General features: G+C 31.5%; 30 protein-coding genes and 1 pseudogene. All 31 read right to left on the reverse strand.

The window, feature by feature from the left end; translation table 4 throughout:
• Positions 1 to 98: 98 nt before the first annotated feature.
• Complete coding sequence (locus tag SBIUS_RS03860) at positions 99 to 902, reverse strand: pyrroline-5-carboxylate reductase (protein ID WP_162685165.1); 804 nt, start codon at positions 900 to 902, stop codon at positions 99 to 101.
• 99 nt (positions 903 to 1,001) lie between these two features.
• Complete coding sequence (gene rplQ, locus SBIUS_RS03865; protein WP_100917022.1) at positions 1,002 to 1,361, reverse strand: 50S ribosomal protein L17; 360 nt, start codon at positions 1,359 to 1,361, stop codon at positions 1,002 to 1,004.
• 16 nt (positions 1,362 to 1,377) lie between these two features.
• On the reverse strand, positions 1,378 to 2,331 hold the full coding sequence (locus tag SBIUS_RS03870; protein WP_162685166.1) for a DNA-directed RNA polymerase subunit alpha: 954 nt from the start codon (positions 2,329 to 2,331) through the stop codon (positions 1,378 to 1,380).
• Positions 2,332 to 2,339: 8 nt separating this feature from the next.
• Positions 2,340 to 2,732 carry a 30S ribosomal protein S11 gene (gene rpsK / locus SBIUS_RS03875; RefSeq protein WP_162685167.1) on the reverse strand — a complete coding sequence of 131 codons (393 nt, stop codon included), beginning with the start codon at positions 2,730 to 2,732 and terminating at the stop codon, positions 2,340 to 2,342.
• 17 nt (positions 2,733 to 2,749) lie between these two features.
• On the reverse strand, positions 2,750 to 3,115 hold the full coding sequence (rpsM, locus tag SBIUS_RS03880) for a 30S ribosomal protein S13 (protein ID WP_100917025.1): 366 nt from the start codon (positions 3,113 to 3,115) through the stop codon (positions 2,750 to 2,752).
• Positions 3,116 to 3,177: 62 nt separating this feature from the next.
• Entirely contained in the window at positions 3,178 to 3,291 is a 114-nt protein-coding gene (rpmJ, locus tag SBIUS_RS03885) for a 50S ribosomal protein L36 (protein WP_020834730.1), read from the reverse strand.
• Between the two features lie 59 nt (positions 3,292 to 3,350).
• Entirely contained in the window at positions 3,351 to 3,578 is a 228-nt protein-coding gene (infA, locus tag SBIUS_RS03890; RefSeq protein WP_053946570.1) for a translation initiation factor IF-1, read from the reverse strand.
• A complete protein-coding gene (gene map, locus SBIUS_RS03895) occupies positions 3,578 to 4,351 on the reverse strand; it encodes a type I methionyl aminopeptidase (RefSeq protein WP_162685168.1) in 774 nt (257 codons plus the stop codon). The genes infA and map overlap by 1 nt, the downstream gene beginning before the upstream one ends.
• 4 nt (positions 4,352 to 4,355) lie before the next feature.
• On the reverse strand, positions 4,356 to 4,991 hold the full coding sequence (locus SBIUS_RS03900) for an adenylate kinase (RefSeq protein ID WP_162685169.1): 636 nt from the start codon (positions 4,989 to 4,991) through the stop codon (positions 4,356 to 4,358).
• 17 nt (positions 4,992 to 5,008) lie between these two features.
• Positions 5,009 to 6,442 (reverse strand): preprotein translocase subunit SecY, encoded by a 1,434-nt coding sequence (gene secY, locus SBIUS_RS03905; RefSeq protein WP_162685170.1) that lies wholly within the window; start codon positions 6,440 to 6,442, stop codon positions 5,009 to 5,011.
• On the reverse strand, positions 6,443 to 6,880 hold the full coding sequence (gene rplO, locus SBIUS_RS03910) for a 50S ribosomal protein L15 (protein WP_162685171.1): 438 nt from the start codon (positions 6,878 to 6,880) through the stop codon (positions 6,443 to 6,445).
• Between the two features lie 17 nt (positions 6,881 to 6,897).
• Positions 6,898 to 7,554 carry a 30S ribosomal protein S5 gene (gene rpsE, locus SBIUS_RS03915; protein WP_162685172.1) on the reverse strand — a complete coding sequence of 219 codons (657 nt, stop codon included), beginning with the start codon at positions 7,552 to 7,554 and terminating at the stop codon, positions 6,898 to 6,900.
• A gap of 17 nt (positions 7,555 to 7,571) precedes the next feature.
• The gene (gene rplR, locus SBIUS_RS03920; RefSeq protein ID WP_162685173.1) at positions 7,572 to 7,922 is read right to left on the reverse strand and encodes a 50S ribosomal protein L18; all 351 of its coding nucleotides are present in this window, start codon (positions 7,920 to 7,922) and stop codon (positions 7,572 to 7,574) included.
• A 23-nt stretch (positions 7,923 to 7,945) separates the two neighbouring features.
• Positions 7,946 to 8,488: a 50S ribosomal protein L6 gene (gene rplF, locus SBIUS_RS03925; RefSeq protein ID WP_162685174.1), complete on the reverse strand. Its 543-nt coding sequence runs from the start codon at positions 8,486 to 8,488 to the stop codon at positions 7,946 to 7,948.
• Between the two features lie 16 nt (positions 8,489 to 8,504).
• Complete coding sequence (gene rpsH / locus SBIUS_RS03930; RefSeq protein ID WP_101781024.1) at positions 8,505 to 8,894, reverse strand: 30S ribosomal protein S8; 390 nt, start codon at positions 8,892 to 8,894, stop codon at positions 8,505 to 8,507.
• A gap of 18 nt (positions 8,895 to 8,912) precedes the next feature.
• Complete coding sequence (locus tag SBIUS_RS03935; protein WP_020834740.1) at positions 8,913 to 9,098, reverse strand: type Z 30S ribosomal protein S14; 186 nt, start codon at positions 9,096 to 9,098, stop codon at positions 8,913 to 8,915.
• Between the two features lie 19 nt (positions 9,099 to 9,117).
• Positions 9,118 to 9,657 (reverse strand): 50S ribosomal protein L5, encoded by a 540-nt coding sequence (gene rplE / locus SBIUS_RS03940; RefSeq protein WP_162685285.1) that lies wholly within the window; start codon positions 9,655 to 9,657, stop codon positions 9,118 to 9,120.
• 32 nt (positions 9,658 to 9,689) lie between these two features.
• Positions 9,690 to 10,007, reverse strand: a complete 318-nt coding sequence (gene rplX, locus SBIUS_RS03945) for a 50S ribosomal protein L24 (RefSeq protein WP_162685175.1) — start codon at positions 10,005 to 10,007, stop codon at positions 9,690 to 9,692.
• A 14-nt stretch (positions 10,008 to 10,021) separates the two neighbouring features.
• A complete protein-coding gene (gene rplN / locus SBIUS_RS03950; RefSeq protein WP_100917035.1) occupies positions 10,022 to 10,390 on the reverse strand; it encodes a 50S ribosomal protein L14 in 369 nt (122 codons plus the stop codon).
• Positions 10,391 to 10,408: 18 nt separating this feature from the next.
• Entirely contained in the window at positions 10,409 to 10,666 is a 258-nt protein-coding gene (gene rpsQ / locus SBIUS_RS03955; protein WP_162685176.1) for a 30S ribosomal protein S17, read from the reverse strand.
• Between the two features lie 479 nt (positions 10,667 to 11,145).
• Positions 11,146 to 11,550: pseudogene (gene rpmC / locus SBIUS_RS04500) on the reverse strand (50S ribosomal protein L29); the annotation flags it as partial.
• Between the two features lie 20 nt (positions 11,551 to 11,570).
• Positions 11,571 to 11,984 carry a 50S ribosomal protein L16 gene (gene rplP / locus SBIUS_RS03965; RefSeq protein ID WP_100917037.1) on the reverse strand — a complete coding sequence of 138 codons (414 nt, stop codon included), beginning with the start codon at positions 11,982 to 11,984 and terminating at the stop codon, positions 11,571 to 11,573.
• Between the two features lie 2 nt (positions 11,985 to 11,986).
• Positions 11,987 to 12,697, reverse strand: a complete 711-nt coding sequence (rpsC, locus tag SBIUS_RS03970) for a 30S ribosomal protein S3 (protein ID WP_162685177.1) — start codon at positions 12,695 to 12,697, stop codon at positions 11,987 to 11,989.
• Positions 12,698 to 12,713: 16 nt separating this feature from the next.
• Positions 12,714 to 13,049, reverse strand: coding sequence for a 50S ribosomal protein L22 (gene rplV, locus SBIUS_RS03975; RefSeq protein ID WP_100917039.1), 336 nt, complete (start codon positions 13,047 to 13,049; stop codon positions 12,714 to 12,716).
• 26 nt (positions 13,050 to 13,075) lie between these two features.
• Entirely contained in the window at positions 13,076 to 13,345 is a 270-nt protein-coding gene (rpsS, locus tag SBIUS_RS03980) for a 30S ribosomal protein S19 (RefSeq protein WP_020836709.1), read from the reverse strand.
• Positions 13,346 to 13,359: 14 nt separating this feature from the next.
• Positions 13,360 to 14,202, reverse strand: coding sequence for a 50S ribosomal protein L2 (gene rplB, locus SBIUS_RS03985; protein ID WP_162685178.1), 843 nt, complete (start codon positions 14,200 to 14,202; stop codon positions 13,360 to 13,362).
• 60 nt (positions 14,203 to 14,262) lie between these two features.
• Positions 14,263 to 14,547, reverse strand: a complete 285-nt coding sequence (gene rplW, locus SBIUS_RS03990; protein ID WP_162685179.1) for a 50S ribosomal protein L23 — start codon at positions 14,545 to 14,547, stop codon at positions 14,263 to 14,265.
• Complete coding sequence (rplD, locus tag SBIUS_RS03995) at positions 14,547 to 15,173, reverse strand: 50S ribosomal protein L4 (protein ID WP_162685180.1); 627 nt, start codon at positions 15,171 to 15,173, stop codon at positions 14,547 to 14,549. Before rplD ends, rplW begins: the two co-directional genes overlap by 1 nt.
• A 20-nt stretch (positions 15,174 to 15,193) precedes the next feature.
• Complete coding sequence (rplC, locus tag SBIUS_RS04000) at positions 15,194 to 15,919, reverse strand: 50S ribosomal protein L3 (RefSeq protein WP_162685181.1); 726 nt, start codon at positions 15,917 to 15,919, stop codon at positions 15,194 to 15,196.
• A gap of 52 nt (positions 15,920 to 15,971) precedes the next feature.
• Positions 15,972 to 16,280, reverse strand: a complete 309-nt coding sequence (rpsJ, locus tag SBIUS_RS04005) for a 30S ribosomal protein S10 (RefSeq protein WP_020834754.1) — start codon at positions 16,278 to 16,280, stop codon at positions 15,972 to 15,974.
• Positions 16,281 to 16,420: 140 nt separating this feature from the next.
• Complete coding sequence (locus tag SBIUS_RS04010; RefSeq protein WP_162685182.1) at positions 16,421 to 21,385, reverse strand: ABC transporter permease; 4,965 nt, start codon at positions 21,383 to 21,385, stop codon at positions 16,421 to 16,423.
• Between the last annotated feature and the right edge of the window lie 7 nt (positions 21,386 to 21,392).

The following is a 21,392-nucleotide window of genomic DNA, read 5'->3' on the forward strand; positions in this document are numbered from 1 at the left end:
TACATTAATCATTATATCAAATATAAATATTTAAAGATTACTTAATTATAAAAAATATAAATAAGTTTTGTTCAAATATGAATGATTGATTATATTGCTTATTTGCTTGTAGCTTTATTTTCTGCAGCTTGAAGACACTTTTTAATAATATCTTCAAAACCATTTTCTTCTAAGACTTTTTGTCCTTCAATTGTAGATCCGTTTGGAACACAAATCTGGTCTATCATAGTTTTTAAATCAACATTAGAGTTCTCAATACTCTTAATGCTTCCGGTAATTGCACTTTGCACAATTCTAAAAGCTTGTTCTTTTTCAAAACCTTTTTCCAAAGCATAATCAGTTATTCCTTTAAAAAAAGAAAAAACATAAGACGGCAAACATCCAGAAATTGAAGTTAATGTTGCAAAGTTGCTTTCATCTATTATTTCAACTATTCCGCAACTTTCAAACATTTTTACAATAAAATCTAGCTTGTTTGAATCTATTTTTTTATACGCTAGCGCTGTAACAGATTCACCTACAGATGCATTCATATTTGGCATCATTCTTACTAAAGATATATTTTCTTGTTCTTTGAAATTATTTTCTAATCTTTTTAAATCAACAGCATTCGCCATACAAACTATTGTCTTGTTAGATAAATCTAGTTTATTTAACTCTAAACAAATGTCATCAACACTTTCAGGTCTTACACCAATAACAATAACATCAATATTGTTTGTTATTATTTCATCCAAATTGTTAATCGATCCTAATCCTTTTAGTGCACCAACAACTTTCTGTTGAGTTTCTTTAATAGCATCATATCCATATATTTCTGATTTAAAGTTTTTATTATTCAATATACCTTTTAACAAGGAAGAGCCCATATGTCCTAAACCAATAAATAGTGCTTTTTTCATAACTTTCCTCCTTAAACATTATATGACTTTTAAAGTATTGTTGCATAAATTAAACAAATAAAAAAACGCCTTTCAGCGTTTCTATTTGTACATTAATTATTAAACTAATTCAATGATACACATTGGTGCATTATCACCACGACGGTTATCCAATTTAAGAATTCTTGTATAACCACCTTCTCTTGTTTTAAATCTTTTTGCGATTGTTGTAAACAATTTTTGTAATGCAGTTTCTTTTTCAGAAGCATCAACATGTCTTAATCAAGCAGCAGCTTGTCTACGAGCATGTAAATCCCCTCTTTTACCAAGTGTAACCATTTTGTCAAAGTGTTGTCTTAACTCTTTAGCTCTTGTTTCAGTAATTTCTAATCTTTCTGAAATAATTAGCTCAGTGGTTAAGTTTCTCATTAATGCGACTCTTCAAGCAGTATTTTTACCTCTTTTTTGAATGTATGACATATAACTACACCTCTTTCTAATCTTGTTTGAAAGTTAGTCCTAATTGAACAACTTTATCTTTAATTTCTTTTAATGATTTTCTACCCAAGTTTCTGATTTCTTGAATATCATCTTCTGTACGTGAAACTAAATCACGTAATGAATTGATGTTTGCTCTTTTTAGACAGTTTAAACTTCTTTGTGTGAAGTCTAAGTCTTCGATTAAACGATCTAATTCTTTTTCGTCTTCTTCATTTGTTGCACCAATGATGTTTAAGTCATTGATTTCTTCATTTAAGTTAACAAAGAATTGTAAGTGTTCAACAAGAATTTTTGCTGCAGTTGCTACTGCATCACTTGCTGTAACTGTTCCATCAGTTTCAACTTCTAAAATTAATTTTTCTAAGTCAACTGATTTTCCAATTTTTGTTGCATCAACATTGTAAGCAACTTTAACTATTGGTGAATAGTTTGAGTCGATTGTAATTGCATCAGCTACTAATTTTTCTTTTTTGTTATCTTTAAATGATCTATAACCTCTTGAGTTTTTTGCAAATAAAGTTAAATCTAAAACTCCACCATCTGATATTGTACAGATGTGTAGGTCTGGATTTGTAACTTCTACTCCTGTAGGAAGAACGATATCTCCTGCAGTAATAGCTCCAACTCTAGTTGAGTTGATTTTTAGTTCAACCACTTCGTCATCTTCGAAGATTTTTGAATCAATTCTTAATGCTAAGTTTTTTAGATTCAAGATGATTCTACTTACGTTTTCAACAATACCATTAATTGAAGTAAATTCATGAGCTGCTCCTGCAATTTTAATTGCATAAACTGCTGCTCCTGGTGTTGATGATAGTAATGTTCTTCTAATTGCATTACCAAGTGTTGTACCGAACCCTCTTTCAAGTGGTTCTACTTTAAATTCCCCATAACTTCTGTTTTTTTCTTCTTTTAATAAATTAAATTCTGGTCTTGAAAATTGTTTCATTTAAATTATTAACCTCTTGGACGTTTTCTAGGACGCACACCGTTGTGGGGGATTGGTGTTGTGTCTTTAATTGATGTGATTTCTAATCCGATACCTTGTAAACTTCTTACAGCAGCATCTCTTCCTGGACCTGGACCTTTTACCTCAACTGAGATAGTTTTAACTCCATTGTCCATTGCTCCTTTTCCTGCAGCTTCTGCAATCATTTGAGCAGCGTAAGGTGTTGATTTCTTACTTCCTTTAAAACCCATTGCTCCAGCACTTGATCAAGATATTACGTTACCTTTTTCGTCTGAAACAGTTACGATAGTGTTATTGAATGTTGAGTGAATGTGAGCTATACCTTTAGCAATATTCTTTTTAACTTTTTTCTTGTTATTGTTTTGTTTATTATTTGCCATAGTTTATACCTCTCTAACTATTTTTTCTTGTTAGCTACAGTTTTTCTAGGACCTTTTCTTGTACGTGCATTTGTCTTAGTTGACTGTCCACGAACAGTAAGTCCTTTTCTGTGTCTCATTCCTCTGTAACATCCAATTTCCATTAAACGTTTAATGTTTAATGCTGTTTCTCTTCTTAAATCTCCTTCAGTTTTAACTTTTGAGATTTCTTGAGAGATTGATTTGATATTATCTTCTGATAAATCTTTAACTCTTGTATCTTCGCTTACTTTTGTAGCCTCAAGGATTTTTTGTGAAGTTGATAAACCAATACCATAAATATAAGTTAGAGCAATAACTACTCTTTTTTCATTAGGTATTTCTACCCCATTTATACGAGCCATTATTAAATTCCTTTCTAATAAGATTAACTAATTTTTGTTTTAATAATATTTATTATTAATAATTAACCTTGACGTTGTTTATGTTTTGGTTGTTCACAAATAATCATTACACGGCCTTTACGTCTAATTACACGACACTTGTCGCAAATTTTTTTGACAGATGATCTTACTTTCATCTTTTCTAACCTCCTGATTTTGTGTACTTAATTTATATTTATTTTATTTTTGTAATTACTTATTTACCATTTTTAAAACGGTATGTAATTCTTCCACGCGTTGGATCATATGGTGAAATTGCAACAGTGACTTTATCACCTGGTAAGATGCGAATGTAATTCATTCGGATTTTACCAGACACGTGGGCGTCTATTACTATTTCATTTTCTAATTTCACCTTAAATGTAGCATTGGGTAGTACCTCTAAAACGGTACCATCCACTTCTAAATAATCTTCTTTTGCCATTATTCTGTTTCCTCCTTGGGTTTAAATAAAGTTAATACCTCTGGATCTCCTTCAGTGACCAAAATAGTATGTTCAAAGTGGGCAGTCATGCTACCATCTTTTGATGACACTGTTCAATCATCGTCAGCAACAACGGTTTTATGTGTTCCTATTTGAACCATAGGTTCAATACAAATTGTCATTCCCGGAACTAATCTCATTCCAGTATTTTCAACTCCTACATTAGGAACAAAAGGATCTTCATGCATTTCCAATCCAATACCGTGTCCTGAATAATCTGTTGGCAAATGATAACCATTTTCTTCAATAAAATTTTGAACAGTAGAAGAAATGGTTCCGATGCGCACACCGGCTCTAACCTGATCAATTGCCAAGTAAAGTGACTTTTCAGTCAACTCTATTAGTTTATCATACTTTTTGTCTTTTGAGTTACCACAAATTACAGTTATTGCTGAATCTGCATGGTATTTTTCAAATACACACCCAGCATCAATTGATACAATATCTCCATCTTGTAGAACTCTATCTCTAGGTATTCCATGTATTAATTGTTCATTAATTGAAATACAAATATGTGCAGGAAAACCTCCATAACCTTTAAAGTTACTTGTACATCCCTTACTTGTAATAAAATCAATAAAAAACTTATCTAATTCAAGACAGTTTACTCCTGGTTTAACTAATTTTTTTAGTTCATCCAAAGCTTGAGCAAGTACTTGTCCAGCATATCTCATTTTTTCGATTTGTTGAGCATTTTTAATTGTAATTGCCATTTAATTAAGCTCCTAAAACTTCAATAACAGAATTATATAATTCTTCTGGTGTACAATTGTCAGCATCTACTTTAATAATTTTGTCTTTGTAAAACTCTATTAAAGGTGCTGTTTGAGTGTTATATGCTTCTAATCTTGTTTTGATTTTATCTTCTTGATCATCTGGTCTTGTAATTAATTCTCCACCATCAAAATCACAAATTCCTTCTTTTAAAGGTTTTCTATTTACTTTGTGGAAACTTCTTTTACATACTTTACAAATTAATCTTCCTGTTAATCTTCCCAATAAAACACTTTCATCAATATCAAGATAAACTACTTTATCGATTTGATCGTTTATTTTTGCAAGCATATCATCTAAAGCAGAAGCTTGATCTGAAGTTCTTGGGAAACCATCAAATATTAAATCTTTTGCTTTTGATTCAAGGTATTTTTCAACCATTGAATTTGTAACTGAATCTGGAACTAATTTTCCTTCATTCATATATTTTTGAGCTTCTATACCTAAATCTGTTTTATTTGAAATGTTATCTCTAAATAAATCTCCAGTAGAAAGTTGAGTAAATGCATTTTTCTCACAAAGAAACTCTGAAAGAGTTCCTTTTCCACTACCTGGAGCTCCAAGTAATATTATATTCATAAATTGTTTTCTCCTTATTATCAGATATGTGATTCAAAAGTAGTTTCTTCCGCTTTGAATTTATCTTGTTTTTTATCTAAGAATGATTGTTGTATTAATCTTCCTTTTAGTTGTTGCACCGTTTGAATTGCAACAGAAATAACAATTATTATTCCAGTTCCCCCAATTGCCAAGTGTGATGGCAATGAAGTTACTTTAGTGATTACATATGGTAGTACTGCAATTCCTGCTAAGAAGAAAGCTCCTACAACACTTAATCTATTAATTACTCCAGTTAAGAATTTTTCAGTTTCTTTTCCAGGTTTAATACCAGGAATAAATGTTCCTGATTTTTTAAAGTTCTCTGTAATTTTTTCTGGATTTATTTGAACTTGCGCATAAAGGAATGTAAACAATATTGTTAATACTCCATATATTCCAATTCCTCATCATGTACCAAATGATAGGTAGTTTTGAGTAAATGCAACGAATCCATTGTTTGGATTTGATGCAGCTACAATTTGAGCTACTGTCATTGGTGTTGAAATAATAGCTGAGGCAAAGATAACTGGAATAACACCAGCATTATTTAATTTTAAAGGTAAATAAGGGGTGTGATCTTTTGTATCAACAAGTCCTGATCCAGTTTGTTGAATTGGAATTTTTCTTTCTGCTTCATTCATAAGAACAACTACAAATATAACAAGTAAGAATGAAACAATATATATCAAGAACTTTAATATTCCATCAAATAAAATTGTTGATTCACCATTTAATTCTACTCAGAATTTAAATGTGTTAATAAAGTTACTTGGCATTTGAGAAACAATACCTGTAAAGATAATAATTGAAACCCCATTACCAATTCCTTTAATTGTAATTTGATCTGAAATTCATAACATCAAGAATGTTCCACCTAACATTACTGATGGAACTAGTATGTAATAGAATCAAGCGGGTCCAGTACCTGCTGCATTTGTACCTCACTTAGCATCTATTAATCCCTGACTTGTAAGTGTAAATATTGTAGCTATTGATTGCATTAATGCAAACGGAATAGCCAATACTTTTGTAAGTCTATCTAATTTTCTTCTTCCTCTTTCTCCTGATTTACTTCATCTAGTTAAAACAGGAACTACATCAGTAGATAGAAGTTGAACTATAATTGAAGCTGTAATATAAGGAGAAACTCCAAGTGCAATAATTGAGAATTGTCCAATTGATCCTCCTCCAAGTGTAGAAAGTAATTGGAAAAAGTCTTGACTACCAACACTTTCTTTGAAGTTTTCACTTACTTGAACTCCAGGAACAGTTAAAAGTGTTCCTGCTCTAATAATTATAAGTACTATTAAAGTAAAAACGATTCGTTTTACAAGGTCCTTGTTTCTTATAAAGAAACCACCTTTCGCGAATTCGTTTTTATATTTAGTTGATTTAGCTTTTTTAGTTCTTTTATTAACTTTAGCAGCCACCTAAATCACCTCTACAGTACCCCCAGCAGCTTTGATTGACTCTTCTGCGCTTTTTGATACTTTATTAACCTTAATATTTAATGCCTTAGTAATTTTACCATTACCTAGCACTTTTACTAATGTTTTTTCATTTTTAATAATCTTTTTATCCATTAAAGTTTTGTGATTTACATCTGTTAAACCTAATGTTTCTAATTTATCTAAATTGATTAATACAAATTCTTTTCTGTTTAAACTTGTAAATCCAATTTTAGGTAATCTTCTGAATAAAGGAGTTTGTCCCCCTTCAAATCCAGGTCTTACCCCTCCACCAGAACGTGAATTTTGACCTTTGTGTCCTCTAGTTGATGTTTTACCTTTACCAGAAGCCATACCACGACCAACACGTGTTGCGTCTTTTTTGCTTCCTGGTGTAGATTTTAATTCATGTAATTTCATAAAATAATTACTCCTTCTTAAGCTGTTGTAGCTTCTTTAGTTTCTTTTTTAACTTCAACTTGGTTTCCACGTAGTCTTGCGATTTGTTCTGGTGTTTGCATTTGTTGTAAACCTTCTAATGTAGCTCTGATCATGTTGATAGGTGTATTTGATCCCAATGATTTTGTATAAATGTCTGAAATTCCAGCTAATTCGACAACGGCACGAACTGGACCACCAGCAATAACTCCGGTACCTTTTCTTGCAGGTTTAATCATAACTTTTCCAGCTCCATAGTGTCCCATTACATCATGAGGAACTGTTGTTCCTGCTAATGGTACTCTAATTAAAGATTTTCTTGCTTCTTTAATTGCTTTTTTAATAGCGTCTGGTACTTCGTTTGCTTTACCTGTTCCTAATCCAACTCTACCTTTTTTATCACCAATTACTACAACTGCTGCAAATCTGAATCTACGTCCACCTTTTGTAACTTTTGTAACACGGTTAATTGTAACAACTCTTTCTTCATAAGGGTTGTCTTCTCTGTTTCTGTTGAATTTTGGATCTCTTCTTTGTCCGTTAGGTCTATTGTTGTTGTTTGGTCTTGTGTCTTTTTTGTCTTGGTTGTTTGCTTGAACTTTTGAATCTGCTTTAGGAGCTGATTCAGCTTTAACAACTTTTGTTTCTTCTGCCATTTTTTCTTAATCTCCTTTTAGAATTTCATACCATTTTCTTTTGCAGCTTCTGCAAAAGCTTTTACTTTACCATGGAATAAATATCCACCTCTATCAAATACTACATCAGTTATTTTTTTACTTTTTGCTTTTTCTGCAATATCTTTACCAACTGCTTTTGCAGCTTCAATATTACATGCGTTTTTTAATCCCATTTTGATTGAAGATGATGATACTAATGTAACACCATTTACATCGTCAATTATTTGAGCATAGAAGTATGAGTTTGATTTAAATACATTTAATCTTGGTCTAGCACTTGTTCCAGACACTTTATTTCTAACTCTATAGTGTCTTCTTTTTCTTGCTTCTGCTTTAGTGTATTTCATATTTACTTCTCCTTAGCAACAGCCTACTTACCAGCTGCTTTACCTTCTTTTCTAATGATTTTTTCATCTTTGTATTTAACCCCTTTACCTTTGTAAGGTTCAGGTCTTCTGTATGCTCTAATGTTTGCCGCTACTTCTCCAACTAATTGTTTATCAATTCCTGATATTTTAATTTCTGTTGGTTTTGGGATTTCTACTGTAATTCCTTTTGGAATTTCGTATTCCACTGGGTGTGAAAACCCTAGTGATAAGTTGATTTTATTACCTGCTAATGCAGCTCTATAACCAACCCCAACAATTTCAAGTTCTTTTACAAAACCATCATTAACTCCAGTTAACATTCCTTGAATCAATGAGTTTGTAGTTCCATGTAATTGTTTTGTGTGTTTTTGTTCATTTCTTCTTAAAGTTTTTAGTTCTGCACCTTCAACTTTAATTTCGATTAATGGACTAAAAGTTTGAGTTAACTCACCTTTTGATCCTTTGATAGTTACAACGTTATTTGCTTCAACTTTAACTTCTACTCCAGCAGGAATTGCTAATATTCTGTTTCCTATACGTGACATATATTAATTCCTCCTATTATCAAACAAATGCAAGAACTTCTCCACCAATGTTTTGGTGACGAGCTTCTTTATCTGTCATGATTCCGTTTGAAGTTGAAACGATTGCGATACCTAACCCATTTAATACTTGAGGTAAGTCGTGAGAGTTTGAGTAAACTCTTAATCCTGGTTTTGAAATTCTTTTTAATCCTTTAATAACTCTAATTTTCCCTTTGTATTTTAAGCTTATTGTAATGTCTTTCTTAAAGTCATCTGCAACTTTGAAGTCTTCGATGAAACCTTCTTTTTTAAGAATGTTTGCTATTTCTAATTTTACTTTGCTTCCTGGAATTAGAACTTCTTTGTGATAACGTTGGTTAGCATTTCTAATTCTAGTAAGCATATCTGCGATTACATCTGTTGTCATAATTTCTTTTTCCTTTCACTATCATGAAGCTTTCTTAATACCAGGGATTTGTCCTTTGTATGCTAGATCTCTGAAGCATACACGACATAGATTAAATTTTCTCAAAACTGAATGAGGTCTACCACAGTTTCCACAACGTGTGTATTCTCTAACTTTGAATTTTTGGACTTTTGCTTGCTTTACTTTTAATGATTTTTTTGCCATTTTATCCTATTCTCCTCAATTACTTAACGAAAGGCATTCCCATTTTTTGTAATAATGCAAATGATTCGTCCTTGTTAGTTGCTGTTGTAACGATTGTTATGTCCATTCCACGAACTTTTTTTACTTTATCGTAATCAATTTCGGGGAAAATAATTTGTTCTTTGATACCCATTGTGTAGTTTCCTTGTTTATCGAAACTAGTTTTTGGTACCCCTCTAAAGTCACGCACACGTGGTAACGCAACTGATATTAATTTGTCTAAGAATTCGTACATTCTTTTTCCTCTTAATGTTACTTTTGCTCCAATTGGCATACCTTCACGCAATTTGAACACAGCTAAAGATTTTTTAGCTTTAGTTACTAGAGGTTTTTGACCTGTGATTTGTTGTAATTCAAGAACTGCATCGTCTAATTTCTTAGTATCGTGTACAGCATCTCCAATTCCCATATTGATAACTACTTTTGTGATTTTTGGAACTTGCATGATTGATTTGTATTGCTTTTCTTTAAATAGTTCTGGGACGATTTTTTCTTTGTATTGTTTTTCTAATCTATTAATATTTGCTTTTGCCATACTAACTTATCCCTTTCCTATTTAACTTCTGTTCCAGATTTTTTAGCAATTCTTACTTTTTTTCCATCTGCAATTTTGTATCCAACTCTTGTAGCGTTATCTTTCGCTTTTGGATCAACAAGTGAAACGTTTGATGCATCGATTGATGCAGGAATTTCTCTAATTCCACCTTCTTGATCAGTTTGTGAAGGTTTTGCATGTTTAATTGCTACGATTCCTTCAACGTAAACTCTTTTTTTATCTTTTGATAATTTAACTACTGGTCCAACTTTACCTTTGTGATTTCCGGCGATAACTTTTACAACATCTCCTCTTAAGATTTTTGATTTATTCATAAAAGCTTTCCCTCCTATAACACTTCGGGAGCTAGAGATGCGATTTTAGCAAATCCAGCGTCCTTTACTTCACGTGCGATTGGACCAAAGATACGAGTACCTCTTGGTGATTTATCATCTTTGATGATTACTGCTGCGTTTTCAGAGAACTTAATGTATGTTCCATCAGCTCTTCTTAAACCTCTAACAGTTCTAACAATAACAGCTTTAATAACCTGTCCTTTTTTAACAGCTCCACCTGGGGCTGCTGATTTAACAGTTGCAACAACAATATCTCCAATATTTGTGAATTTTCTAACACTTCCACCTAAATTACGTATAACTAAAATTTCTTTAGCACCTGAGTTATCAGCGACTTTTAATCTTGATTCATTTTGTATCATTCTTTTGTACCTCTGAAATTAGATAATTGCTTTTTCAACAACTCTAACAAGTCTAAAGTTTTTAGTTTTACTCATTGGGCGAGTTTCCATAATTTCAACTCTGTCTCCCATTTGAGCAACTGAATTTTCGTCGTGTGCTTTATATTTTTTTGAATATTTAACACGTTTTTTGTAAATTGGGTGGTTTTTGTATGTTTCAACTAAAACAGTGATAGTTTTTTCCATTTTGTCTGAAACTACTCTACCAGTGTAAGTTTTTCTTAAGTTTCTTTCCATGGTTATTTAGCTCCTTTTGTTGTAGATTTTGCTGCTTTTTTTTCTGCTAATTTTTTGTTAGCTTCTTCGATTTGTTTTTTAGCTTCTTCAGCGTTTGATCCGAATGTATATGTTTTAGCATCTTTAGGTTTCCCTGATAATTTTAAATCAATACCTTCGATATCTTCACCTTTAGCTACTCCAACTTTCATAGGTTTTACTTCAACACCTTTAAGTGCTTCTTTACCTTTTCCAGTTGCTTTTGCTTCACCAGCTTCTACAGGTTTAACTGTAGTTTTTGGTGCTGCAGGTTTTTTAACTTCAGCAGTAGTTTTACCTGCTGCTTTTGGAGCAGCTTTTGGTGCTGCTTCTGCTTTTGGAGCAGCTTCTTTTTTAGGAGCTGCTGTTTTTGTTGTAGTTGCTTTTGGAGCAGCTTTTGGTGCTGCTTCTGCTTTTGGAGCAGCTTCTTTTTTAGGAGCTGCTGCTTTTGTTGTAGTTGCTTTTGCTTCTACTTCAACTGGAGCATCTGTTGCTTCTGAAGTTGCATTTTGCATTGCTGCCATAATTGCGTCTTCTGAAACATCAGTTCCTGCTCCAAATTGTTCTTGTTGAAGTTTTTCGATCATCTCTTTGTGTTTTTGACGAACTTCTTTTCCAGCTTTTTCAGCTTCTTCAACTGCTTTTGAGTAATCTGCTTTAATAGTTTTATTAACATCTTCTCCAGCTTTTTTTCTTTCGCTTAACAACATTTCAATTCTTGCTATGTCTTTTTTAAGTGAAGGAATTCTGTGAGTTTGTTCTAAACTACCTACTGCAGCTTGGAATTTAAGTGCGAATAATTCAGCACGACGATCTTCACCAAGTTTGATTAAATCTTCAACTGATTTTGTTCTTAATTCCATCATGAAGTCAACTGCTTTAGACATTATTCATCACCTCTCTTAACGATTTTGCAACGTACAGGTAATTTGTGCATTGCTAAACGTAAGGCTTCACGAGCAACTTCTTCTGAAACTCCGCCAATTTCAAACATGAATTGACCAGTTTTAACTACTGCTACTCATTCTTCAGGAGATCCTTTCCCTGAACCCATACGTACTTCTAATGGTTTTTTAGTTTTTGCCATATGAGGGAATATTCTAATTCAAACTTTTCCAAAACGTTTCATATAACGAGTCATAGCGATACGTGCTGCTTCAATTTGTCTTGAAGTAATTCAAGCACCATCTAATGACATTAATCCATATTCACCAAATGCGATGAATTTTCCACCTTTTGCTTTTCCTTCGTAACTTACTCTGTGAGGACGACGGAATTTAACTCTTTTGGGCATTAACATAACTATTTAACCTCCCTTGGTGTTCTTTGTTGAGGTTTTTTGTCCTCAATAACTTTTGAATTGTTTTGGTGTTGTTTTCCTAAGATTTCCCCGTGGTTAATTCAAACTTTAACCCCGATTTGCCCATATGTAGTTCTTGCTTCATATAGAGCGTAATCAATATCACTTCTTAAAGTTGATAATGGTACTGAACCTTCTAGGTATCCTTCAGTACGAGCCATTTCAACTCCTCCAAGTCTTCCAGAAACTGAAGTTTTAATTCCTTTAGCTCCTGCTTTTAATGCTTTTCTAATTGCTAATTTTTGTACAGTTCTAAATGATGCACGGTTTGTAATTTGTTCACCGATGAATGTTGCAACTAATTTTGCATCAACATCTGGGTTTTTAATTTCAATTACTTTAACTTTTACATCAGCTTTTCTGTCTTTTATTGTTTTTCTAACTGTTAAAACGATATTTTCAACATTTTTACCTTCTTGTCCAAGAACTACTGCTGGACGAGCTGAACGAATTACTAGAGTGATTTCTTTTTTTGTTCTTTCGATTTCAACTTTTGAAACAGCTGCGTTTCTTAATTGTTTTTCAACAGCTTTTCTAATTTTGATATCTTGGTGTAATCACTTAACATATTCACCTTTTTCAGCGTATCAACGGTTGTCTCAACCTCTAATAACACCTATACGTAAAACGTTTGGAGATACTTTTTGTCCCATACTCTATAATTCCTTCCTATCTTTCGTCGCTAACCACGATTGTAATGTGGCTAGTTCTTTTTAAAATTTCATAAGCTCTACCGTGAGCTCTTGGTCTAAAACGTTTTAATGTTGGTCCTTCGTTAACGAAGATTGTTTTAACAAATAATTGGTCAGCTTCCATACCGTTGTTGTTAACAGCATTTGCTACAGCTGAGTTTAATAATTTTAATACTGGTTCTGAAGATCTTTTGTCTTGGTTTTGAAGAATTGCTACAGCTTCTGATATTTTTTTACTTCTGATAGAGTCAGCTACTAGTCTAACTTTTCTAGGTGATATTCTAATCATTGTTAATTTTGCTTTTGCTTCCATGTTTTGAAACTCCTATTTCCTAATGATTATTTTTTCTTTTTCTTGTCATCACCGTGTCCACCAAACTTACGTGTTGGTGAAAATTCTCCTAATTTGTGACCTACCATATCTTCTGTAACATAAACTGGGATAAATTCTTTTCCGTTGTAAACTCCAAATGTGTGACCAACGAAACTTGGGAAGATTGTTGAACGACGTGATCAAGTTTTAATTGTTTCTTTTTTCTCACCTAATGCTTCTACTTTTTTAATTAAGTAGTCATCAGCAAAAGGTCCTTTTTTTAATGATCTAGACATTTATTCAAATCCTCCTATTTGTTATCGTTTCTTCTTCTTACTATCAATTTAGTAGAAGCTTTCTTTTTATCACGTGTTTTAACCCCAAGAGCTTTTTTACCTCATGGTGTTAATGGAGCTTTACGCCCGATTGGAGCACGACCTTCTCCCCCTCCGTGAGGGTGATCGATTGGGTTCATAACTGACCCACGAACAGTTGGTCTAATTCCTCTTCAACGGTTTCTTCCAGCTTTTCCTCAGTTTACTAAGTTGTATTCTTCATTCCCTACTTCACCGATTGTTGCATAACATTCAGCAAGTACTTTTCTAACTTCTCCTGAACCTAAACGTAAAGTGATGTATTTTCCTTCTTCATCTTTACCTAAGATTTGTACTGAACTTCCTGCACTACGTGCGATTTGTCCACCTTTTCCTGGTCTTAATTCAACGTTGTGAATTAATGTTCCTTCAGGAATGTTTTTAAGTGGTGCTGCATTACCAACTTTGATATCTGCATGCTCACTTGCAATAATTTCTTGTCCTACTTGCATTCCTTTTGCAAATAAGATGTATCTTTTTTCTCCATCGATGTAATTCACTAAACAGATAAATGCATTTCTGTTTGGATCATATTCGATAGTTGCGATTTTTCCAGCAATATCTAATTTATTACGTTTGAAATCAATGATACGATATTTTCTTTTGTGCCCTCCACCTTTGTGGCGAGTTGTTATTTGACCGTGATTATTTCTTCCAGCCTTTTCATTTAGTTTTGAAACTAATGAACCTTCAGGCTTTGAAGTTGTAAGGATACTATAATCTAAGCTAGTCATGTTTCTACGACCGTTTGTCGTAGGCTTATATTTTTTGATTGGCATAATATATCCTCCTGTTTTCGCCTAATCTTTTTTCTTTCTTTAGTTATTAATTTCTTAATACTATAAGTCTGATAAGATATCTAATGTTTCTCCATCTTTTAATACAATGATGGCTTTTTTGTAACTTGCTGTTTTACCAACAAATTTACCCATTCTTTTGTCTTTTCCGTCATAGTTCATAGTTCTTACGTCTTTAACTTTAACTTGGAAGATTTCTTCGAATGTTTTTTTAATTAATGTTTTGTTTGCTTTTTTATCAACAACAAATGTGTACGCACCATTTTGTTGACCTAAGTAAGTCTTTTCAGTTAACAAAGGTTTTTTAATAACTTGTGTTAAATGCATTATGCATACACCTCCTCGATTTTGTTTATAGTTTCTTCAGTAACAACTAATTTAGTTGCGTTTAATAAATCAAAGATGTTCATTTTTTGGAAGTCTAATGTTTTAACTCCTGGAATGTTTCCTGCTGATTTAACAACTAATTCTTCATGTTCTTTAGTTACTATTAATGTTTTTTGTTCTTCAACTTTAATGTTTTTCATTACTGATAACATTTCTTTTGTTGATGGTTTTGAGAAAGCAAATTTATCTAATATTACTAAGTTTGCTTCTTTTGCTTTAATACTTAAAGCACTTCTAATTGCTAATTGTCTAACTTTTTTATTAACTGCTTTTTTGTAGTTAATGTTTGGTGTAGGTCCAAATACTATTCCCCCACCTCTTCATTGTGGAGCTCTAATAGATCCTTGACGGGCACGTCCTGTACCTTTTTGTCTTCAAGGTTTTCTACCTCCACCACGTACTTCAGCTCTAGTTTTTGTTTTTCTTGTTCCTTGTCTTAATGCAGCTTGTTGTGAAACAACTGTATCAAAGATTGCTTGTTGGTGAGGTTCAATACCTCAAACTTTATCGTTTAATGTAATTTCTTTAAGAGATGTTCCCTTAACATCTAAAACTTGTGCTTTCATGTTAAATTGTATCCTCCTAATTATTCAGCTGCAGGAGCTGTTTCTTCAACTACTGGAGCTGGAGTTGGTTCAACTACAGCTTTAGTAGCAGTGTTTCTTGATAACAATGAAACTGCTTCTTGCGCTTTTCTACCTTTAACGTTTTGTTTAATTACAACAAACCCTTTTCTTGGACCAGGAACTGATCCTTTAACTAAAACTAAATTTCTTTCAGTATCGATTTTAACTACTTCTAAGTTTTGGATTGTCACTTGTTCATGTCCCATGTGACCTGCCATTTTTTTAGATTTGAAGATTCTGTTGATAATTGCTCCCATTGATCCAATACCTCTGTGGTATCCTGACCCGTGACCCATTGGTCCTCTTGAGTAATTATGTCTTTTGATTGCTCCTGCAAATCCTTTACCTTTTGATATACCTGTAACGTCCACAAATTCACCAGCGTTGAATACGTCGGCTGCATTAATTGTTGCACCAATTTCGTATCCTTCCATATCTCTGATTTCTTTTACGAAGCGCTTAGGTTCTGAGTTAACTTTTTTAAATTGACCCATATCTGGTTTGTTTAATAAGTTAGCTCTTTTGTTGATTGTTCCCAATTTTAGTGCTTGGTATCCGTCTTTTTCAACTGATTTTACTTGTAAAACTGTATTTGGTTCTACTGCAATAACAGTAACTGGAATTAATTTACCGCTTTCACTAAAGATTTGAGTCATCTCTAACTTACGTCCTAAGATTCCTTTCATGATATTTCCTCCTGTATTTTTTTATGTTGTTCATGTATATCTTGATTGTTTACTATAATTTAATTTCGATGTTAACACCTGTTGGTAACTGAACTCTTGTTAATGAGTCCATTGTTTTAGGTGTTGGTTCAACTATCTCAAGTATTCTTTTATGTGTTCTCATTTCGAACTGCTCTCTACTATCTTTGTATTTATGAGTAGCTCTTAATATTGTAATAATTTGTTTTTCTGTTGGTAATGGAATAGGTCCACGAACTTTAGCTCCAGTTGACTCAGCTGCTTCAATGATTTTAGCAATTGATTGGTCAACAATAGCGTGATCGTAACCTTTAAGTTTGATTTTAATTTTTTGTTGAGCCATTTGGTCCTCCTTCAACATTGACAACCCTTTTCAGTGTGTTGTCCTAATGAACACAAAATATACATGCCTTTCAATTATCACACAATGTTTTAAGAAAAGCAACAAATAAATAAAAAAAATCGACTTTTTGTCGATTTTCGTTATTTCATCAGTGAAACTGGTGATTCTTTTCTTATCTTGTATGTTGTAATGGCAATTGAAGTTAAGTAACTTGTTATTATCAATATTGCAGATATTAATAATAATCATCAACTTAATCCGATTGGTATTGAACCAACATTTTTCTTAATATATAGACCAGCTATAAGAACTACTGCTGCACTTCCACACATCCCTACAATAGTTGCTATTCCAGCAAGTATTGTAACTGCACCAAATGAGTACTTAATAACTTTTCAGTTAGAGTAACCAAGTGATTTCATAACAATCATGAATTTTCTGTATTGGTTTACATATAAATCAGTGATTATTATCATTGATAAGGTTGCGGTAATAACAATAACAACTATAAATGAAACTGCTATTGTTAGTACTAAGTTCGCAATTTGATTTATTAATGCTTTTTGTTCTGTTAAGAACTCAACACTATCCATCTCTAATCCATCATAATACTGACTTTCACCACTCAAAGTGTACTCTCCAGTTCTAACAGATTTAGAGAAGGAAGCTTGACTAGTTAGGAAATAAGGTTCTTTTGATTGAGACATAATACCTGTAAATCATTTTGAAGGACTATAGTTTTTTTGATCTTTTGTCCCTCAAATTTGGTCTTGTAGATTTCTTTTCAATAAGTCATCAGTTGTATTTCAATTATAAGTTTTTACTTCTTGTCCGTTTGCAAGTTTATATGAGCCTTTTTGTTCTTTTTCATAAACATAGTTATACGGAATATATTGGCTTGTTGAAAAACCATGCATTAAGTTTGTAAGGTTTTGATCTGCCAATATAATATTACTTCCATAAACATCAACTGTCGAAACTGGAACTAAATTTATTTTTAAGTCTTTATATAAATTCACATCTTTATCAATAATTCCAGGTTTTGTTTCTAAGAAGTTTTGTCTAAAGAATGAATTTTTGTAAGAAAGTAAGTTACCCATTTCAGAACCTGGTTCTTGTTGTCCTGTAAAACTTGGATCAAAAGTTTGTGAGTAGGGTCTTATTCACATGAATTGATTTGCTGATGTATATTTATTTTTTCCAACAGCTTTGTTTCATGCATCAATTGTACTTTGAGGAACTTCTTGACCCTCTTCCAAATATCCATATGCTCCTTTATTTTCTGCCCCTTTAGCAAAAGTTTTTGAAAGACTATCTTCATAATCTTTTGGAACAATTAAGAATAAATTATCATATGTATAATAAGGTCTTACTTCTGATTTTAAATCATCTTCTGAATCTTTATAGATATTTGCAAAAGCCATAGCTTTATCTGCTATAGATTTGGTGTGTTTTGTTCTGTTAAAAGCCATTGAATTGTTTTCATAATTAAATGTTCTTGACATTGTAAACTTAGAAACATCTAAAGTAGATGGATCTAAGAAATTATTAACACTTCAATCTGCTCTTTGTTTATCAGTTCTATTTTGAGCTCAATCATTATCATCATAGATTCAAGCACTATTTGGAATATTTACACCATCTTGAGTCATAATAAGTCTTTTTGCAATAAAGTTATCTACTGCTATGTTTGAACTTTTTGCTTTATTTAAACTAAATTTAGCTTGATCATTCATTGTAACTGGAATATTAATTGTTCCATTTGAATATAAGTCAAATCCGCTCTTAGTTTTTATAGAATTTGTGTTTTGCTTGTTTCCATTTAAAACTTCTTCTAATTCTTTGACAGATTCATCGTCTAAATACATTTTATTGGCTTCAGGTTTTAGATTATAAGCTTTTTGGTTTGATTGTAATCCAGTTAAAGTCATTTGTTTTCCATTATTAGTTGAAAACTTGGTTGTAGTGTAGAAATCATCATCTCCTGGAATATAGTTTGTAAATGTTCATCCAAAAGTATATTGATTAAATCTGTTTTCACCTTTACTTAAGTAACTTTTTACATAACTTGGAGTTTGACTTAGAATAGCTGACATTATTTGATCTTTTCAGTTGTCCCCTTCTTCTGAAGAAATATCTCCAGGGAAAACAGCTGAAAGTATTGGAGGCAATCCTTTTGCCAAGACAGCTGTTAGATTATCAATATTTTTGATTCTATTATCTAGATTTAAACTATTATCTTCATGAGCTGATCATTCAATGATTCTCTGAATATCGGCTATATTTATTGCTCTACCAATAGTTTGAGTGATGTTATTTCCAAAAATATAACCGATCATTTGTAGTAATGATTCTTTTGTTAAAGATTCTAAAGATCAATTAAATTGTTTTTTGTTAACATCATATAAAAACTTAGGTATCATTGAGTAATCTGTGTTACCACTTACATTTGTTACAGAATCACTTAAATAATCTACTGTACCAAAGTTACCTTTTACATTATTAAGATAATTATCATAATAATCAGCACCTTCTCAAGCAGATAAAGTTGTTTTTGATAAAGGTGAGTTACCTATTGGTTCTAAGTTATCTAACTTATTTGAATATTTAACATTCTTATAATATGAACTTACAGCTGTATTTACCATTCCCGGAATTGCCATTGAAGTTGTTATTAAAAGAGTTGAAATTAAAACAGTAAATGTTGATACTAAAGTTGGTTTTAAACCACTTATAGCTAACTCAATACTAAATTTAGTTGTAAATTTAGTATTTTTAGTCATTTTCAATTTCAAGTTATCCATTCATTGAATTCTTTTAACAGTTTCTTTTTTATTAATAATTTCTAATACTGGTTTGTTAATCAATAACATAGCTGTTATATAAGAAACCACTATTGTAAATCCACCAAACAATAACATCAGTATTGCCAATGAAGTTCCATTAAATTGTGCTTGATTGTATGCCCCTCCAGTATATGAAAGGAATAATTTACAAAATGATTCTTGAGCAAATCCCCCAATGAATCATGATAATGGAACAACAACCAGTAACAATACTAATCCATATGAAATATATGAAAATGCTATTTGACTATTTTTAGTTCCTAAAGCTTTTAGAATACCAATTTCTCCAGCATTGAAGTGAATTGTTTTTCTTATAGCAATTAACATTGTAATTAAACAAATTGCCAGAATAATTATACAAACTATGTATGAAACAATTGAAAATGTCTTAAGAGCCATTGGAGTTAATTCTCAACTATATGAGAAAGGACTTCCTTTATAGTTAGAGAAACTATAATCGTAGTCAACTTTTTTTGAACCTCCACTTGCTATATTTGAATTGTCTTGTGATAGTTTATCTGCAAAGTTGTAATTTAAAGATTTAAATAAACTGATATTTTTATCTGTTTTAGATTTATCTTTGACCGTTAAAAATCTATATACATTTGTAGTTGTAACTTTCATCTCACTTGTTGTAAGAACATTTTCCATTATATCTTTGTTTAGATAAATTATTCCACCTTTTTTATTATTTGGAAACGGAACAGTTAAATCTGCAATTGGAAAGTTAGTGTATGGATCTGCTGCAAAACCAGAAACAACAAGGTTTGCTGATCCTATTTTAATGTTTGATCCTATTTTAATTTTATTTGCTTTTGCATATTGAGGATTTAATAAAATCTCATTTCTTGTTCTTGGCATATGACCTTCATAAATTGTTATGTTTTTATCAATTCATTCATCCATAACAACCATTCTGTAATGTTTTTCTGCTGCATTATCAGAGTATAAAGATTCTAATCTAGAATAAACATTAACACCACTTGCTTGTCCTAGTAGTTTTTGTCTTACAAAATAAGTTGAAGAAATATCTGCTGTTTTCTTATTGTAATTGTCTTTACCTATAAAACCAGCTTTGTCTTTAAGTTTGTTTTCAATATAATTACCATTATCTAAAAAAGTTAAGGCGTCAGCTGTTTGTATATTACCTTTTGAGTCAACATGAGCTATTTGCCCTTTTGCTCCAGTTTCATAAATATTGTCTTTGTTTTTTGTTGAAAAATCTTTAGCAAACAATCATGAGTAAAGCTTGTTTGAGTTATTTTCAGAGGGGTTTTCATTTTTTAAACCACTAAGTTCAGTAAACTTGGCTAAAACAGATGTTTCAGATTTATTCTCAGATTCAGAGATTGCTTGTTCCATATAATATTGAACGTAATCATGAATCATTTTATTTATTTGCATAACCAATGAAGAAAAAGCAATATCCATATATGTGTTAATTTCAGCTCTTTCTTTAGTTAATAATGAATAATCTAAATTATTATCTATAAATATGTCTTCAGACTTTAAAGTATCATTTTTAAATAAAATACCAAATAAAGAATTTTGTTTTTTGATTTCACTTTCGTTTGTTTTTACATCTTTTTTTAGTTCTTCTTTTAATATATTAATAGTTGATATTGTAAAACCTCTAAGTTGTTTTGCTATATAGTTATCTTGATTTGTATACATCTCTAATGGAGATAAGTTAATATAATCACTTTCTTCATTAAGACCAGTAAATTGATTTCAATAATTTGTTTTATTAATATTTGAACTTTTAGCGTCCAAACCATATGCATTGTAGTAAGTTGATTCATTTGAAGCACTATATTTATAGTCAAATCATGATTTAGTATAATTTGGGTTATTTATTAAGTTTGTAAATGCATTTTTAAATTCCTCAGAAGCAAAAGCTTTTGTTATAAAAGTTTCTTTACTTTCTGTTGCAGTTGAAAGATTTACGTTGTATGCAATTGAATTACCTTCTTTATCTTTAAGATATTCATCAGATATAAAATCCATAATTGGCACCATTGATTTTGTATCAACAGAACTGACATTTTCTAAAGCTTGTTCTTCATAGTAATCAAACTTATTTACTTTGTGCATAGTTCTATTATATTCACTTGTCATTCTGTCATTAATTGAGTTAGTAACACTCAAAATTAATGATGCAAAAAAACCAAGTAAAACAATCAATATGAATTGAGTTTTATATTTGAAAACACCTCTTAATCCTTGTTTTGTTAACAAGAGAAAATTTGTTTTTTTCATTTTTTCA

Source organism: Spiroplasma sp. BIUS-1 (genome assembly GCF_010365805.1).
Taxonomy (GTDB): domain Bacteria; phylum Bacillota_I; class Bacilli_A; order Mycoplasmatales; family Mycoplasmataceae; genus Spiroplasma_A.